The 17,359-nt window shown below is 37.1% G+C and carries 18 protein-coding genes and 1 pseudogene; 17 read left to right on the forward strand and 2 right to left on the reverse strand.

Annotated elements, in window-relative coordinates:
• Nucleotides 1-781, forward strand: a pseudogene (locus ACQKN4_RS22215) (ISL3 family transposase); the annotation flags it as partial.
• Nucleotides 782-885: 104 nt separating this feature from the next.
• On the opposite strand, the gene ACQKN4_RS22220 reads toward ACQKN4_RS22215, so the two are convergent.
• Complete coding sequence (locus ACQKN4_RS22220; RefSeq protein WP_427484831.1) at nt 886-1,095, reverse strand: hypothetical protein; 210 nt, start codon at nt 1,093-1,095, stop codon at nt 886-888.
• A 307-nt stretch (nt 1,096-1,402) separates the two neighbouring features.
• The gene (locus ACQKN4_RS22225; RefSeq protein WP_079563673.1) at nt 1,403-1,681 is read right to left on the reverse strand and encodes an AbrB/MazE/SpoVT family DNA-binding domain-containing protein; all 279 of its coding nucleotides are present in this window, start codon (nt 1,679-1,681) and stop codon (nt 1,403-1,405) included.
• A 437-nt stretch (nt 1,682-2,118) separates the two neighbouring features.
• On the opposite strand from ACQKN4_RS22225, the gene metG reads away from it, so the two are divergent.
• The 16 genes from metG to ACQKN4_RS22305 all read left to right on the forward strand — a co-directional run bounded on the left by metG (nt 2,119) and on the right by ACQKN4_RS22305 (nt 17,206).
• Nucleotides 2,119-4,095, forward strand: a complete 1,977-nt coding sequence (gene metG, locus ACQKN4_RS22230) for a methionine--tRNA ligase (protein WP_079563674.1) — start codon at nt 2,119-2,121, stop codon at nt 4,093-4,095.
• A gap of 252 nt (nt 4,096-4,347) precedes the next feature.
• Entirely contained in the window at nt 4,348-5,118 is a 771-nt protein-coding gene (locus ACQKN4_RS22235) for a TatD family hydrolase (RefSeq protein WP_079563675.1), read from the forward strand.
• A gap of 137 nt (nt 5,119-5,255) precedes the next feature.
• Nucleotides 5,256-6,476: a G5 and 3D domain-containing protein gene (locus tag ACQKN4_RS22240; protein ID WP_079563676.1), complete on the forward strand. Its 1,221-nt coding sequence runs from the start codon at nt 5,256-5,258 to the stop codon at nt 6,474-6,476.
• 270 nt (nt 6,477-6,746) lie between these two features.
• Nucleotides 6,747-7,313, forward strand: a complete 567-nt coding sequence (rnmV, locus tag ACQKN4_RS22245; RefSeq protein WP_079563677.1) for a ribonuclease M5 — start codon at nt 6,747-6,749, stop codon at nt 7,311-7,313.
• Nucleotides 7,306-8,187 carry a 16S rRNA (adenine(1518)-N(6)/adenine(1519)-N(6))-dimethyltransferase RsmA gene (rsmA, locus tag ACQKN4_RS22250; protein WP_079563678.1) on the forward strand — a complete coding sequence of 294 codons (882 nt, stop codon included), beginning with the start codon at nt 7,306-7,308 and terminating at the stop codon, nt 8,185-8,187. Before rnmV ends, rsmA begins: the two co-directional genes overlap by 8 nt.
• 157 nt (nt 8,188-8,344) lie before the next feature.
• A complete protein-coding gene (veg, locus tag ACQKN4_RS22255) occupies nt 8,345-8,605 on the forward strand; it encodes a biofilm formation stimulator Veg (protein ID WP_049667356.1) in 261 nt (86 codons plus the stop codon).
• A 114-nt stretch (nt 8,606-8,719) separates the two neighbouring features.
• Nucleotides 8,720-8,902, forward strand: coding sequence for a small, acid-soluble spore protein, alpha/beta type (locus tag ACQKN4_RS22260; protein ID WP_206700644.1), 183 nt, complete (start codon nt 8,720-8,722; stop codon nt 8,900-8,902).
• Between the two features lie 463 nt (nt 8,903-9,365).
• Entirely contained in the window at nt 9,366-10,232 is an 867-nt protein-coding gene (gene ispE / locus ACQKN4_RS22265) for a 4-(cytidine 5'-diphospho)-2-C-methyl-D-erythritol kinase (RefSeq protein ID WP_079563680.1), read from the forward strand.
• A 56-nt stretch (nt 10,233-10,288) separates the two neighbouring features.
• Nucleotides 10,289-11,122, forward strand: a complete 834-nt coding sequence (purR, locus tag ACQKN4_RS22270) for a pur operon repressor (protein ID WP_079563681.1) — start codon at nt 10,289-10,291, stop codon at nt 11,120-11,122.
• Nucleotides 11,119-11,493 carry a RidA family protein gene (locus ACQKN4_RS22275; protein ID WP_427484832.1) on the forward strand — a complete coding sequence of 125 codons (375 nt, stop codon included), beginning with the start codon at nt 11,119-11,121 and terminating at the stop codon, nt 11,491-11,493. The genes purR and ACQKN4_RS22275 overlap by 4 nt, the downstream gene beginning before the upstream one ends.
• Before the next feature lie 300 nt (nt 11,494-11,793).
• Nucleotides 11,794-12,096, forward strand: coding sequence for a septation regulator SpoVG (gene spoVG, locus ACQKN4_RS22280; protein WP_079563683.1), 303 nt, complete (start codon nt 11,794-11,796; stop codon nt 12,094-12,096).
• Nucleotides 12,097-12,359: 263 nt separating this feature from the next.
• Nucleotides 12,360-13,730, forward strand: coding sequence for a bifunctional UDP-N-acetylglucosamine diphosphorylase/glucosamine-1-phosphate N-acetyltransferase GlmU (glmU, locus tag ACQKN4_RS22285; protein ID WP_427484833.1), 1,371 nt, complete (start codon nt 12,360-12,362; stop codon nt 13,728-13,730).
• Nucleotides 13,731-13,754: 24 nt separating this feature from the next.
• Nucleotides 13,755-14,714, forward strand: a complete 960-nt coding sequence (locus ACQKN4_RS22290) for a ribose-phosphate diphosphokinase (RefSeq protein WP_079563685.1) — start codon at nt 13,755-13,757, stop codon at nt 14,712-14,714.
• 554 nt (nt 14,715-15,268) lie between these two features.
• Entirely contained in the window at nt 15,269-15,859 is a 591-nt protein-coding gene (locus tag ACQKN4_RS22295) for a 50S ribosomal protein L25/general stress protein Ctc (RefSeq protein ID WP_079563686.1), read from the forward strand.
• A gap of 251 nt (nt 15,860-16,110) precedes the next feature.
• The gene (gene pth, locus ACQKN4_RS22300; RefSeq protein WP_427484834.1) at nt 16,111-16,671 is read left to right on the forward strand and encodes an aminoacyl-tRNA hydrolase; all 561 of its coding nucleotides are present in this window, start codon (nt 16,111-16,113) and stop codon (nt 16,669-16,671) included.
• 307 nt (nt 16,672-16,978) lie between these two features.
• Nucleotides 16,979-17,206 (forward strand): anti-sigma-F factor Fin, encoded by a 228-nt coding sequence (locus ACQKN4_RS22305; protein ID WP_079563688.1) that lies wholly within the window; start codon nt 16,979-16,981, stop codon nt 17,204-17,206.
• Nucleotides 17,207-17,359: the final 153 nt, after the last annotated feature.

A 17,359-nucleotide genomic window follows, 5' to 3' on the forward strand; every position in this document is an offset into this window, starting at 1 on the left:
GTACGTTTACCAAAAGTGATTGCGATTGATGAGTATAAAGGCGATACAGATGCAGGTACGTATCAGCTAATAATTGCGAATGCGGAGACGCGCGAACCGATCGATATTTTACCGAATCGTAAAAAAGAAACAATAAAAAATTACTTAAGTCAGTATGGAGCCGATGTTGAAATAGTGGTTATGGATATGAATCCAAGTTTTAAAGCAGCTGTTCATCAAGCGCTAGGTCGACCTGTTATTGTGGCAGACCGCTTTCATTTTAGCCGTTATATTTATTGGGCAATGGATGAAGTGCGCCGACAAGTACAAAAAGAATGGGATAAATACAATCGCACAAAGTGTAAAACGTATGCGTCATGTATTTTATAAACGTGCATCTAAATTATCACCGAAACAACAGTGGTACTTACAGCGCTATACAGAAATGTCTGAAACATTGAAAGTAGCTCATGAATTAAAGGAAATCTATTGTGAATGGTTTGATTGGGCAAAGACAAAGAATGATGTTGTAGAAGTGAAAAAGCGATTACTAGCTTTTTACCGTAAGGTAGAAGAGGCAAAATTACCAGCTTTCTTAAAAGCAATTCAAACATTGAAAAACTGGCAAGTAGAAATTTTAAATAGCTTTAGTTTTGGTTATTCCAATGGCTTCTTAGAGGGCATTAATAATAAAACAAAAGTGATGAAACGGAATGCATATGGCTTTCGACGCTTCGATCACTTTCGAGCAAAAATCTTATTAAATTTAAAGTATAAAGAAATTGGAGTTCATCTGGGTTAAGGTGCTGAAAGAGTACAGCACCCCAACATTTGACTTAGAACCTTTTTTTGTATATCTATTCAAATAGGTGGTTAACACCAATTTATTAAGGCCATGCCATGTATTTAAGCTGATTGGAGTGGAGGCTGGGCGACTCCTTGAGGATCAGCAATAGCGGAACGGAGGCTAAAAGCATCACATTCTGTGATAACGCCTCCGTGACCAACATCATGCTGTTGCTGTCGCTGCGCTTTCGCACAAACAAAACCCTCTGCTGCCGCTACGTTAGCACTACGCTTTCGCGCAAAAAACATCTGTTGGCCCAAGCGGCTCATCGGACGCCCCCAGGAAGCTTTGCTCTGTGCGAAAGCGAAGCGGCAGCAACAAAGCGCCCAGTCGGAACGGAAATCAACCATACGTTTTGCTGAGGAGCATATAAACTATTTAATTGATAATAATTGTAAAAAATAGTACCCTTAACTATGAAAGGTCTGACATGGACATTATAAGGGACTTAAAAATTGGTTATATTATAGTTATCTTCTATTAAATAATAACGCCTCTGGACGCAATTACGCTAAGGAGAAATTGATAAAAAATAAAACACCCAAATCACTGTGCTTGATTTAGGTGTGTATCAAATTATTTTTTTAAGTTAGATTGGATTTCATTCACTAACATTTCTGCGCCTTCTGGGCTTAAAATTAATTTACCACCAACTAGACGGAAGTTATCATCAGAAACTTCACCAGTTACAGCACATGTCATGTTAGGCATATATTTTTTTAAGATGATTTTGTCGTCATCCACATAGATTTCTAAAGCGTCTTTTTCTGCAATACCTAATGTACGGCGTAATTCGATTGGAATTACTACACGACCTAATTCATCGACTTTACGAACGATTCCTGTTGATTTCATAATTATATTTCCTCCTAATGTTAAAAGTTATATTGGTATTTCGTCAAATTTCGACATAATTCCTTGTCTGATAGTTATCATACCAAGTAATGCCATAAACGTCAATTAATTAATACACTAATATTATTGTTTCGAAAAAATTTTTTGAGAAGAAAACAGATATTTTGGTTTTTTTAAAAGGTTTTTATTATATATTTTAATTTATAGTAAAAAAGCTTCTTATTTAATACATTAAATGGATTTATTATATTATTCGACATTTTTCGCGCTCGAGAAACTTTCAACCAATTATGCCTCGGCATAATTGCGTCTGGAATCGACTAACATCCTATATTAAGCTCCTTTCTGATTACGTGACACCCACTGAAAGAAGTTGAAACGAATTTCGTACTTAGTTAGAATAGATAGTATACTGTGAAACAATGGAGGCAGTTCTAGTGAGCGAACAAAATAAAACATTCTATATAACAACCCCTATTTATTACCCAAGTGGGAAATTCCATATTGGTACAGCGTATACAACTGTAGCATCAGATACAATTGCACGTTATAAACGTTTACTCGGGTATGATGTACGTTTTTTAACTGGAATGGATGAGCATGGGCAAAAAATTCAAGAAAAAGCCGCTGAAGCGGGCAAGCATCCTCAAGAATACGTAAATGAGATTGCAGATGCTGCGAAAAAGCTTTGGGCATTAATGGACATTTCATACGATGACTTTATTCAAACAACGCAAGAGCGTCATACGAAAACTGTCGAAAAGATTTTCCAAAAGTTTTTAGATAATGGTGATATTTATAAAGGTGAGTATGAAGGTTGGTACTGTACACCATGTGAATCATTTTTTACTGAGACACAATTAGTAGACGGTAACTGTCCAGACTGTGGTCGTTCAGTACACAAAGTTAAAGAGGAATCTTACTTCTTTAATATGAAGAAATATGCTGATCGTCTTTTAGCTTATTATGAAGAAAACCTTGATTTCATTGAGCCTGAATCTCGAAAAAATGAAATGATTAATAACTTTATTAAACCAGGGCTAGAAGATTTATCTGTTTCAAGAACATCATTTGATTGGGGCATTAAAGTTCCAGGAGATCCTAAACATGTAATTTATGTATGGGTAGATGCTTTAACTAACTATATAACATCATTAGGTTATCTATCAGAGGATGAAACATTATTCAATAAATATTGGCCGGCAGATGTACATGTAGTTGGTAAAGATATCGTTCGATTCCATACTATTTATTGGCCAATTTTCTTAATGGCACTAGATTTACCACTTCCTAAAAAAGTGTTTGCTCATGGATTTATCATGATGAAGGACGGTAAGATGTCTAAATCAAAGGGCAATGTTATTTATCCTGAAATGTTAATAGAGCGTTATGGTTTAGATGCAACACGATATTTCCTATTGCGTGAGTTACCATTCGGCTCTGATGGTGTATTTTCGCCAGAATCATTTGTTGAACGTACAAACTTCGACTTAGCAAACGATTTAGGAAATTTATTGAATCGTACTATTTCAATGATTAATAAATATTTTGATGGCATTATTCCAAGTGAAAATCTTCAATCGACAGAGTTTGACGCAGCTTTAAAAGAACAGGCTGAATCAGTTCGTATTAAATATGAAGAAAGTATGGAAAAAATGCAATTTAGTGTCGTATTAGCCGACTTATGGACGCTAGTTTCAAGAACAAATAAATATATAGATGAAACTCAACCATGGGTGCTAGCTAAAGAGGAAACTGATAAGCCAAAATTAGGAGCTGTTATGCGAAATTTGGCGGAAAGTTTACACCAAATTGCTGTCATGTTACAACCATTTATGACTTCTACTCCTAAGCGAATTATTGAACAATTAGGGTTAGATGACAAATTCTTAGCATGGGAAACAATTGAAACATTCGGCAATACTATTCCAGCAAACATTAAAGTGGTAGAAAAAGGAATTCCAATTTTCCCTCGTCTAGAAAATGAAGTTGAAATTACGTATATTCGTGAGGAAATGCGTGGTTCAGTGAAAACTCCGCAAGAAGAAGAATCAAAAGCTGATCAGAAAGCTGCGGATATTCCAGAAATTCCTGAAATTACAATTGATGATTTTATGAAGGTGGATTTACGTGTAGCCACTGTAACAGCGTGTGAAACGATTCCGAAAGCAGACAAATTATTAAAGCTTCAAGTGGATCTTGGATATGAGCAACGACAAGTAGTTTCAGGTATTGCAAAGTTCTATTCTCCAGATGAATTAATTGGTCAAAAAGTGATTGTAGTCGCTAACTTAAAGCCAGTTAAATTACGCGGTGAATTATCGCAAGGAATGATTCTAGCTGGTGAAAAAGATGGGATTTTAAAATTAGCATCGGTGGATTCAAAACTAGAGAATGGCGCAAAAGTAAAGTAAACAATTTTAGGAAGGCCTGCTGAATAAAAAAAGTTCAGCAGGCTTTTAAAATCCATTTGAAAATGAGTAATTTATTATCTCGAAATAATTTATTTGCGGTAAAAATTAGATTTTTTTAGGTAAAAAGTAACAAATGAGGGCGCTTTGGTTATGCGAAATGTTATAATACAAAATTGTTTGTAATAAATTTGTAACAGTTATGTAAAATACGAAATAATAATTTTTAATAAAATCTATGTTAGGAGAATGACGATGTTCATTGATACACATGTACACTTAAACGCAGATCAGTATGAAGAGGATTTACAAGAGGTTATAGATAGAGCTCTTGAGGCCAAAGTAGAAACGATGGTTGTTGTTGGTTTCGATCGCAAAACCATTGAAAAAACAATGCAACTAGTTGAGCAATATGATTTTGTTTATGGTGTCATAGGCTGGCACCCGGTTGACGCCATTGATTGTAAACAAGAGGACTTAGATTGGATTGAGGAATTAGCAGCACATCCAAAGATAGTGGGTATTGGTGAAACTGGGTTGGACTATTATTGGGATAAATCACCGAAAGATGTTCAACAAGCACTTTTCCGCAAGCAGATTCATTTGGCACAAAAGTTGAATTTACCAATCATTATTCATAACAGAGATGCAACTGGGGATGTTGTTCAAATTTTACGAGAAGAAAATGCAGCTTCCGTGGGAGGCGTTATGCATTGCTTTAGTGGCAGCGTGGAAACCGCACATGAATGTATTGCTATGAATTTTATGATTAGCCTTGGTGGACCGGTGACATTTAAAAACGCACGAATGCCGAAAGAAGTAGCGACAGAAATACCAGTAGAGCATTTGATGATCGAAACAGATGCACCGTATTTAGCGCCCCATCCATATCGAGGAAAACGTAATGAACCAGCTTTCGTACCGTTAGTTGCAGAAGAAATTGCACGTTTAAAGGGTTTACCGATTGAGGAAATTGCACAGGTAACGACAACCAATGCGAAAAAATTTTTTAAGATTGACAATTAACTAGCTGAGACGCCTCCAATACTAGGTTTGTGGTTGGCTAAAAAGGCTATGTCAATTTTCTTAGAAATACATTCGGGTTGACAGTGCCAAATCTAGTACGTATAATCCAACCTTGTATATTAAGGAGGCGTTTTTTCATGTCAAATAATTCCATGAAAAACTTGTTCTTAGGATCATTGAGGAGTAAGCAAACAGTAATAAGCGTTATTTCACTTATTCTGTTTGTATCTGTAATTTCATTCGTACTTTATCAAGGTACTAAAAAAACCGTAACGCTGGATGCGAACGGAGAAGCAATCGAAGTAACGACACATGCCAAAACTGTAGAACAATTATTACAAGGTCAAAATATAGACGTAGCAGAGCATGACAAAATATCACCCTCTCTGAACACCAAAATTGTTAATGGATTAGCAATTTCATGGGAACAGGCAAAAGAAGTAACTATTTCAGTTGATGGAAATCAGTCAAAAGTTTGGACAACTGAAACACAAGTGAAAGACATTTTGAAAGAAGCGAATATTGAAGTATCAGAGCATGATTCTTTAAAACAAGGCATAGATACAGAAGTAGGAGCAGACAACAAGATCGATATTCAAAAAGCGTTTCAAGTATCACTTGTCGATGGCGTAAACAAAAGACAAGTATGGTCCACTTCGACTACGGTCGCTAACTTTTTAAAACAACAAGGAATTCAGCTAAATGAATTCGATCGTGTCGAGAATAACCTGAAGGACGTAATCACTCCACAGAGTAAAATCACAGTAGTTCGCGTAGAAAAGGTTATCGATGTAGTGGAAGACTCTTTAGATTTCACAATTGAAAAGAAGCAAGATGCTTCATTGCAAAAGGGAAAACAAAAAATTGTAACAGCAGGCCAAAAAGGTTTAATGACTAAAACGTATGAAATCGTAAAAGAGAACGGCCAAGTTGTAGCTAAAAATCTACAATCTAAAAATGTTGTAAAAGAACCGCAGAAGCAAGTAGTTGCAGTAGGGACTAAAACAGTAGTAGCTACTGTTGCTAGTGCATCGACAGTTTCACGTGGGTCAACAGAGCCAGCTAGCGGTAGAGAATTTTATGTAACGGCAACTGCCTATACACCATATTGTAATGGCTGCTCGGGGACATCTGCCACTGGCATTGATTTACGATCAAACTCTGGTTTGAAAGTAATTGCAGTAGACCCTTCTGTTATTAAGCTTGGCTCAAAAGTTTGGGTCGAAGGCTATGGAACAGCTATAGCAGGGGATACTGGTGGTGCAATTAAGGGTAATAAGATCGACATACTTGTACAAACGGAATCTCAAGCAAGTTCTTGGGGAGTTAGGAAAGTTCGTATAAAAGTATTAAATTAAAAAAATTGTAAAATTAATCAAAAATGTTTTTTCACTTACTGGCTTTCCCGTTTTGACTGGCGGGGGAGCTTTTTTTATCTTTTTTCAGTATTTGTACTGGAGGATAAATATAGTCCTATCTACAGAAATTAAGCTGGAACATCAACTGCCCGGTTTACTCGAAAGAGAAAGTACAAGCAATAGCATAAGGTAAGTAGCCGTGTATTTCTGTACAATCATACAGTGCAGTTGTAAAATGGTCTGAAGATAAGGTAGAAAAGAGGGGCCTTTTTGCAAATAAAAGAAATCATCGTTGTTGAAGGGAAAGATGATACAACGGCTATTAAGCGAGCTGTGCAAGCAGATACAATAGAAACGAATGGGTCGGCTATTTCAGAGGAAACACTAAAGAGAATTCAGCATGCACAGGATAAAAGAGGTGTTATTGTTTTTACTGACCCAGATTATCCAGGACGTCGAATTCGTGCCATTATCGAGGAGCATGTAAAAGGTGTAAAACACGCTTTTTTACCAAAAGCTAAAACAATTGCGAAAAACGGTAAAGGACTAGGCATAGAGCATGCAGCAGATGAAGATATACGCGAGGCGCTACGGCATGTCTATACCCCTAATGATGTTGAGCCAACCAATGATGACATTACGCTCGAAGATTTAATGACGGCACGTTTAATTGGCCACCCACAGGCGAAAGCTCGTCGTGATCGTCTTGGAGAAATTTTGAATATTGGTACAACAAACGGTAAACAACTCCATAAAAGATTAAAAATGTTTCAAATCACAGAAAAGCAATTTGGTGCGGCAATCGCACAGGTAGATCAGGAGGAAAATAATGCATAAGGATATTGCAACACCAATTAGAACACAAGAAATCTTAAAAAAATATGGGTTTTCATTCAAAAAAAGCTTAGGTCAAAATTTTTTAGTAGATCCGAACATTTTACGAAATATTGTTAGTCACGCAAATTTAACTGAAAATAGTGGTGCAATCGAAGTTGGTCCAGGTATTGGAGCACTAACAGAGCATTTAGCAAGAAGTGCAAAAAAGGTTGTATCTTTTGAAATTGATCAGCGACTATTACCTGTATTAGAAGACACACTTAGTCCATATAATAATGTTACAATTGTACATTCAGACATTTTAAAAGCGGATGTTGCTAAAGTAATTCAGGAAGAGATGCCGGGTATTGAGGATATTATGGTTGTAGCAAATTTACCTTATTATGTGACGACTCCGATTTTAATGAAATTACTTAATGATCGTTTGCCAATTCGCGGATTTGTTGTCATGATGCAAAAAGAGGTAGCAGACCGTATTACGGCTAAACCTGGAACGAAAGAGTACGGCTCTTTATCAATTGCGATTCAATATTATGTGAAGGCTGATATTGCCATGACAGTGCCGAAAACTGTTTTTATGCCCCAGCCAAATGTTGATTCTGCAGTGATTCGTCTTATTAAACATGATGAACCTCCAGTAAAAGTAATTGATGAGGACTTTTTATTTGTTGTTACTCGTGCGTCGTTTGTACAAAGACGAAAAACAATCTTCAATAATTTACAATCGGGTTTACCAAATGGTAAGGCAAACAAAGAAAAAATAATGGATGCTTTACAAGCGGTAAATATTGAACCAACACGTCGAGGAGAGACATTAACTATTCAAGAGTTTGGAAAATTAGCCGATGTACTATATCCTACGTTCGCAAAGTAAAAAATTTTTGTTAACTTTTTTGAGTATACGTAAAAAAATATGAGGTTTTTATGAAAAATAAGTTGACAATATTTATAATCTGCTGATAAAATATTATATTTTGTTGACATTTTTGGGCGTATCGCTTATACTAATAAATAGTGAGGTGTAAGCGAAAATGCCAAAAACTTTAGCGGACATTAAAAAGTCGTTGGATTGTCATTTGGGTAAACGTTTGCAGTTAAGAGCAAACGGAGGTCGCAAGAAAACGGTCGAGTGTGCAGGGGTATTGCGTGAGACGTATCGCGCTATCTTTGTGGTTGAGCTTGATCAAGAAGACAATACGTGCAAGCGCGTATCGTATAGTTACACAGATATTTTAACTGAAGCAGTAGAGATTACATTTTTAGACGAAGCAAAAGCTGCTATCGCAAAATAGTTTCTAGTACTTATTTCTATATTTTGAAACACTCATGTATGTTAAAAACTACATGAGTGTTTTACGTTTTCTGGGACATACTAAATTCGTCAGTTGTAAAAGGAGGAGTTTATTATGCCTAGAAAGGGTATCATGTCACCTCGTTTAAAAGAAGAGATCGCTAAAGAGCTTGGATTTTATGATGTTGTGCAACGAGAAGGTTGGGGCGGCATTAAAGCTCGAGACGCCGGTAATATGGTCAAACGTGCCATCGAAATGGCTGAAAGAGCAAGTAATGAACAAGAGAATAATAAGTAGCCTGAACTAGACTGCTTATTAGAAGTCTCTCATCTCTATAGTGGTGAGAGAAGTCACTTTTCAGCGGGTGTCCAGGCATCTTTGAAAGTGCCTGAGGTCCAACACCGTGTTTGCCTAATGCCTTCGGCGGACGCAATTATGCCGAGGCTTAATTGATCTTCAGCAGGGATGAAAGCTTCCTGTAGACACAACAACACAACTGACGAGAGAGAACCGTTACACCATTTAGGGGTATACGGTTCTTTTTTTCCATTTTCGCTTTCCCATTATGGTAAAATAAAATGAATTAAAAGATGAACAACAGATTTATCTTCATTCAGAAAATCTTTAATATAGCTAAAATGAACGTCGGCTGCTGATATTTTGTAACAGAAGAATCCTACATTTAAGATAGTGGGAGGTTCAAGTATCGACTGAATGATCTGGCGGTAATTGTTAAGTGGAGCTATAAGGAGGAAGAAAGATGCTTTATGTAAAGGCGCCTGCAAAAATAAATTTAACATTAGATGTGCTTTATAAAAGACCAGATAATTATCATGAAGTAGAGATGGTCATGACGACTGTGGATTTAGCTGATCGTATTTGTTTAGAATCTCGGGAAGATGGTGTAATAGAAATAATTTCGACTGATAATTTCGTACCGAACGATCATCGGAATTTTGCTTATCAGGCAGCGCGTCTAGTTAAAGATACATACGGCATTGGACAAGGTGTATCCATTACTATAGAAAAGGAAATACCAATCGCGGCGGGATTAGCGGGTGGCAGTAGTGACGCGGCTGCTACACTGAAGGGTTTAAATGAGCTGTGGAATTTAGGGTTATCTATAGATGAGTTAGCTGAATTAGGTGCGAAAATTGGTTCAGATGTTTCGTTTTGTGTCTATGGTGGCACAGCATTAGCAACGGGGCGTGGAGAAAAAATTCAGGAATTGCCTGCACCACCAAACTGCTGGGTAGTTTTAGCTAAACCTAAAATAGGTGTCTCTACTGCAGAAGTATATGGAGGGCTAAAGGTTGAAGGGTTAGAACATCCAAATACGAAGCAAATGATTCGTGCTATTGAAACGGAAGATTATGAGCTACTATGTGCATCATTAGGAAATGTTTTGGAAACTGTAACATTTAATCTGCATCCAGAGGTAGTAATGTTAAAGGAACAGATGAAGCGCTTTGGAGCAGATGCAACATTAATGAGTGGAAGCGGTCCGACGGTGTTCGGTTTAGTGGATAGTGAAGCTCGAGTAAGTCGCATTTATAATGGTTTACGTGGTTTTTGCGAAGAAGTATATGCGGTTCGGATTTTAGGCGAGCGAAATACGCTTGCTTAAAACCGCAAATTTGTGTTAATTTTACCTATAAATATTCGTGTTTAGGAGAGGGTCGCATGAAATGGAAGCGTAGTGAACGACTAGTTGATATGACGTACTATTTACTAGAACATCCACATCAGCTGATCCCGCTAACTTATTTTTCTGAACTATATCAATCTGCAAAGTCCTCCATTAGTGAAGATTTGACGATTGTAAAAGAAACTTTCGAAGAAAAAGGAATCGGGTTATTGATGACAGTACCGGGCGCTGCAGGAGGAGTAAAGTATATTCCTAAAATGTCCGAAGCCGAGGTCCGTTTAGTTATTCATGATTTAAAAGCGGAGCTTGAGCATTCAGATCGTTTATTACCAGGCGGTTATTTATTTATGACGGATTTACTCGGCAATCCAGATTTAATTAATCGAGTTGGTAAGGTATTTGCATCCGCATTTGCTGATCAACAAATTGATGTCATAATGACTGTCGCTACAAAGGGTATTTCTATTGCCCATGCGATAGCAAGACATTTAAATGTACCGGTTGTTGTTGTCAGAAGAGATAGTAAGGTAACTGAAGGATCTACAGTTAGCATCAACTATGTATCTGGTTCTTCCAGAAGAATCCAGACAATGGTATTATCAAAAAGAAGCATGAAGAGTGGACAACGAGTGCTTATTACTGACGACTTTATGAAGGTCGGCGGTACAATGAACGGCATGAAAAATCTATTAGAGGAGTTTGACTGTCAACTAGCTGGTATTGCAGTGCTTGTAGAGGCTGAGCATGCAGACGAAACTTTAGTAGATGATTATTATTCACTAGTGAAGCTTCATGAGGTCAATGAAAAAGACCGTACAATTGCATTAAGTGAAGGTAACTATTTTTCTAAAAGGGGAAATGACAAATGAAAGTAGTAGCAACAACAAATGCACCAGCAGCAATTGGACCATATTCACAAGGAATTATTGTAAATGGCATGTTTTATAGTTCAGGTCAGATTCCACTAACAGCAACAGGTGAATTAGTGGAAGGTGATATCGCTGTTCAAACAAATCAAGTATTTGCTAATTTGAAAGCCGTTTTAGAAGCTGCTGGAGCATCTTTAGACAGCGTTGTTAAAACGACCGTTTTTATGAAGGATATGAACGACTTTGTTGCGATGAATGAAGTATATGCTAACCACTTCGGGGATCATAAACCAGCACGTTCAGCAGTGGAAGTTGCGCGTCTTCCAAAAGATGTAAGTGTAGAAATTGAAGTTATTGCTATCGTTAAATAAGAAATAAATTAAGCTCACTGAAAGAGAAATGATTAACTCTTTTAGTGGGCCTTTTTTATTCTCCGTTCTAAAATGTTTTTGTAGACGAAAGCGAAGCGATAGCAACAAATGCTTTCTGGCGAAAGTGGAGCGTCGAGGTGACTGACAAACAATTGTCAAAAATTACGTAAATTAGAGGAAATTACACTAATAAGTATTCAAATTTTTTAGAAAATTTGATAGACTATAAAAAGGAAAATATTCGGTAATAAAGAATATTATAGTTATATTTAGGCATCTAAGAAGAGAGGTGGTGAGAAAATGGAAGTTACTGATGTAAGGTTACGTCGTGTACAGACTGATGGTCGCATGCGTGCGATTGCTTCCATTACACTCGACAATGAGTTCGTAGTGCATGATATTCGTGTGATTGATGGCAATACAGGTTTATTCGTTGCTATGCCAAGTAAACGGACGCCAGACGGTGAATTTAGAGATATTGCGCATCCTATTAATTCTACTACTCGTAATAAAATTCAAGAGATTATTTTAAACGAGTACCATAATTCAAGCGAGGAAGACGCGACAGAAAAGACAGAAGAATTAGAAGGAATTGGCGTATAGTAAAAGGGGATAAGTGTAAATTTAACTACGGCAATTTATACTTATGATGAAAGTGAGTAAAAAGAACTCTTCATATTTGGAGAGTTCTTTTTATTTTGAGAATTAGAGAAAACGAGCAGTTTTTAGGACATACATATTAACATTCGAGCATAAGGTGCATTTGATTTGGAAATTCATCTTTTTGTCAAGTCAACATGCCTTGAAAATAGATGGATTTTGCTATATAGTCATAAGAGAAAATGAGCGTATTGGAGGACTTACAGATGAGCAACATTTTTGCTGTCATTTTGGCTGCAGGTCAAGGTACACGTATGAAGTCCAAATTATATAAAGTGCTACATCCAGTATGTGGGAAACCAATGGTGCAACATGTGGTGGATCACATTCAAACGTTAGATGTGAAGCGCATTGTAACGGTTGTAGGACACGGTGCAGAAATGGTGAAACAACAGCTTGGCGATAAAAGCGAGTATGTTTTACAAGCTGAACAGTTAGGGACAGCTCATGCTGTACAACAGGCTGAGGCAATTTTAAGTAGCGAAGAAGGGACAACATTAGTTGTTTGTGGTGATACACCACTTATCCGCCCTGAAACGATGCAAGCTTTGTTTGAGCATCATCAAGCAAAGAAAGCCAAGGCAACAATTCTAACAGCTATTGCTGAAAATCCAACAGGCTACGGTCGCATTTTACGTGGCGACAATGGACAAGTGGAGCAAATTGTTGAACAAAAGGACGCTTCAGCTGAGCAACAACTAGTGAAAGAGATTAATACGGGCACATATTGCTTCGATAATAAGGCCTTATTTGAGACATTAAAACTTGTGAAAAACGACAATGCACAGGGTGAATATTATTTACCTGATGTCATTGAAATTTTACAAAAACAAGGCGAAGTCGTTGAAGCATATGTAACGGGAGATTTCGAAGAAACACTTGGTGTTAATGATCGTGTTGCTCTGTCTCAAGCAGAGGCGCTAATGCGTACAAGAATTAATGAAAAGCATATGCGTAATGGTGTCACAATTATTAATCCAGAAGCAACATATATTAGCGCTGAGGCAATGATTGGTCGTGATACTGTCATCCAACCAGGTTCTATGATTGAAGGTACAACTGTTATTGGTGAAGATTGTATAATCGGGCCAAGCACACAAATCATTGATAGCCGTATCGGTGACCGAACAACTGTACATTCTTCTGTTGTACGTGAAAGCGCTGTAGCAGAAGACACAGCTATAGGACCGTTTGCAAATATTCGACCACTTTCTGATATAGGTAGCCATGTGAAAATTGGTAACTTTGTAGAAGTGAAGAAAAGTAAACTAGGTAATGACACGAAAGTATCCCACTTAAGCTATATTGGCGATGCTGAAATAGGAAGCAATGTCAATGTTGGCTGTGGTTCCATTACAGTAAACTATGATGGAAAAAACAAGTTCCAAACAATTATTGAAGATGATGTATTTGTAGGATGTAATACTAACTTAGTAGCGCCAGTGAAAGTTGGAAAAGGTTCATTTATTGCAGCAGGATCTACAATTACAAAAGAAGTTCCTGAGGATGCACTTGCAATTGCTCGTGCAAGACAAGAAAACAAACCGAATTATGTAAGCAAATTAAATTCAAAATAATTATCAACTAAACAGGAGGCCATCATGCCGTATCATTATGCAAACTCACAATTAAAAATATTTTCACTTAACTCTAACAATCCACTTGCTCAAGAAATTGCGCAGGAAATGGGTGTTGAATTAGGTAAATCTTCTGTTAAACACTTCAGCGATGGAGAAGTTCAAATTAGCATTGAAGAAAGTATTCGTGGTTGTGATGTGTTTATCGTGCAGTCTACTTCTGCACCTGTAAACGAACATTTAATGGAGCTTTTAATTATGGTAGATGCTGTAAAACGCGCATCTGCTCGTACAGTAAACGTTGTAATGCCTTACTATGGATATGCTCGTCAGGACCGTAAAGCAAAAGCACGCGAGCCAATTACAGCTAAATTAGTAGCAAACTTACTTGAAACAGCTGGTGCAACACGTGTTATCGTTTTAGATTTACACGCACCGCAAATCCAAGGTTTCTTCGATATTTTAATCGACCACTTGATGGCAGTACCTTTACTATCTGATCACTTCAAATCAAAAGGTATTCCAGAAGATGAAATCGTTGTTGTTTCACCAGACCATGGTGGTGTAACGCGTGCTCGTAAAATGGCAGAACGTTTAAAAGCACCTATTGCAATTATTGACAAACGCCGTCCAAAACCAAACGTTGCAGAAGTAATGAACATTGTTGGTAATGTTGATGGTAAAGTGGCAATCTTGATTGATGATATTATTGACACTGCTGGTACAATTACAATCGGCGCAGACGCATTACGTGCTGCTGGCGCGAAAGAAGTTTATGCTTGTTGCTCTCACCCAGTACTATCAGGTCCAGCAATCGAGCGTATTGAAAACTCTTCGATTAAAGAATTAGTTGTAACAAATACAATCCAGCTTCCAGAAGAGAAAAAATCTCCAAAAATTACAGAGCTTTCAGTAGCTAAATTAATGGCAGATGCAATCTCTCGTGTCTATGAAAACAAATCTGTAAGTACTCTATTTGATTAATATATAAATAAACAAGAGCCGATATGTGGCTTATTAAGGACAAATCTACGTTTGCAAGTAGATTTGTCCTTTTTTCTAGGTTTACTTTGTTTGAATTTTCTTATAAAAGGGTATATGGTAGTTGTGACTTAATAATATTTACACTACTTTATGTTTATGAAAAATAGTTTACTTCGCCTAAGGTTGGGATATATTTTGTTAAAGCGTAAGTTATGTGAATAAGTTGATCTTCGTTACGGCAGGGCGACTCCTTGGGGATTAGATGATAGAGGAACAAAGGCTAAAATCATCACATCCTGTGATAATGCCTTCGTGACCAACATCGTGCTGCTGCGGCTACGTTAGCACTACGCTTTCGCGCAAAAAACATCTGTTGCCCCAAGCGGCATCGGACGCCCTCGGGAAAGCGCCTGGCTGGAACGGAAATCAACCCCACGTTATGGTGATGAGCTAAAATGGTAGTCAATATTATTATAGCCTTAATAAATGTCATTGAAAGTAGAGACATTTATAATAAGGCGTAAATAATTTTTCTTGGAAGGGGAAGTATAGATATGAGTACAGTATTAAGTGTTAAAAAGCGCGAAGCTGGGCACCGTTCGACATTAACCCAACTTAGAAAAGGGGGAGCCATTCCTGGAGTTATTTACGGCTATAAATTAGATTCTACCCCAATTTCTATTTCAGCGAAGGAATTCAGAAAATCCATTCAAAAAAATGGACAAAACGGTGTGTTTTCGATGGATTTAGATGGAGAAAAAGTGAATGTTGTTGTATCAGAAATCCAACAATGCTCCATGAAAGATGAAGTAAATCATATTGACTTTTTAGCAATTAATATGTCCGAGGCGATAGAAGCTGAAGTGCCTATTAAACTTGTAGGGGAGTCAGTTGGTGTTAGTGTGGGTGGCATATTAATGCAGCCTAACTTAGATGTAAAGATTAATGTAAAACCAGCAGATATACCAGAAGCTATTGAAGTGGATATTACTGAACTTAAAATTGGCGAAACAATTACAGTAGCAGATATTCGAGACACGATTGATTTTGATATTATTAGTGAAGATGGTCATACATTGGTATCAATTATGGCTCCAGCAGTCGTTGAAGAATCGACAGTGGATAGTGAGCAGGTACAAGAGTAAAAATATTTGTTAAGGAAAGGCTACTGAGGAAGCTAAGCTTCTTCAGTAGCTTTTTTATTTTATTTAGCAAGGGCATTGGTTTCCTTTTTAAGTCATAACGATTTCGCGATATATATATATGGTTGAAGTGAAGATTTTAAATAATATCAAGACGTTATTGAACTTTTACTTTCAAAAATTGTCCAAACTGCTTTCTGAGTGCATGATATGGTAAAATAATGACTATTAGATTTGAAAGAAGAGGGGTACTTATGAAAATTATCGTTGGTTTAGGAAATCCAGGTAAACCTTATGAGCATACAAGACATAATATTGGCTTCGATATTATAGATGCATTAGCTGAAAAATGGGGTGCACCTTTAACTAATTCAAAGTTTAATGGTATGTATGCAACGGTACATCGTCCTGAAGGAAAGGTTCTACTTGTTAAACCTTTAACATATATGAATTTATCGGGGGAATGTGTTGGTCCCCTAATGAACTATTTTGATATTGAAGTGGAAGATTTAATTGTTATTTATGACGACTTAGATTTAGAGACAGGTAAATTACGCCTGCGTCAAAAAGGTAGTGCAGGTGGACATAATGGTATTAAATCATTAATTCAGCATTTAGGTACACAAGAATTTAATCGCATACGAGTTGGGATTAATCGCCCACCAGCAGGCATGAAGGTAGCAGATTACGTGTTATCAAAATTTTCAAAAGAAGATCAAGCCGTCGTCGGCGAAGCTATAGAAAAGTGTGTAAATGCTGTGGAAGCATCTCTTTCAAATCCATTTCTTGATGTGATGAATCGCTTTAACGGATAACAATCATGGATATTACAGTTGTTTAGGATGACGATTTAATTGATTTCAGCAAATTTTTTTAGTAACGAAAGGAAAGCGTCAGCTACAGGCCTAAGCACAGAGCCGTCTCCCGGCGCAATTATGCCGAGGTATAATTGATGTTGTTTTTTTCTGCGACAACAGCTAACTAAATATATAGTATTAACCACAGTGCAAAACTATTCTCTATTTCTAAAATGACCTCTAAGACAAAATTGGAAGTGCATAATCTTTTTTCGAAATGTCTATACTTTAAGTAGTAAGTTGCTTAAAGGAGGATGATTTGGAGATGTCAGTTCGATATCGATGTCGGCATTGTGAAGTAGAAATAGGGACGCTACCATTTGATGCAGATGATACAATTCGAAAACTACATATTTTCGAATTGGGTGAAGCGGATGATTATGTTGAGAAAGATCAACATGGAAAAACGACGGTGCACTGCATTTGTGAGCAATGTGAGGATTCGCTGAAACAATATCCAGATTATCACGCACTCAATAAATGGATTCAATAATTGGAAGGACGCTTTGGCGCACATTACGTGCGTCCAAAGCTTTTTCCGTTTAACTTCGCTCAGGTTTAGGTTTAAAGCCAATTCCAGACGAAATTATGCCAAGGTATAATGGATAAAATAAACAATAAAAATACGTAATATAGTACTAGATTA

Origin of the sequence: Lysinibacillus sp. NPDC093692, assembly GCF_050280125.1 — a bacterium.
GTDB lineage: Bacteria > Bacillota > Bacilli > Bacillales_A > Planococcaceae > Lysinibacillus.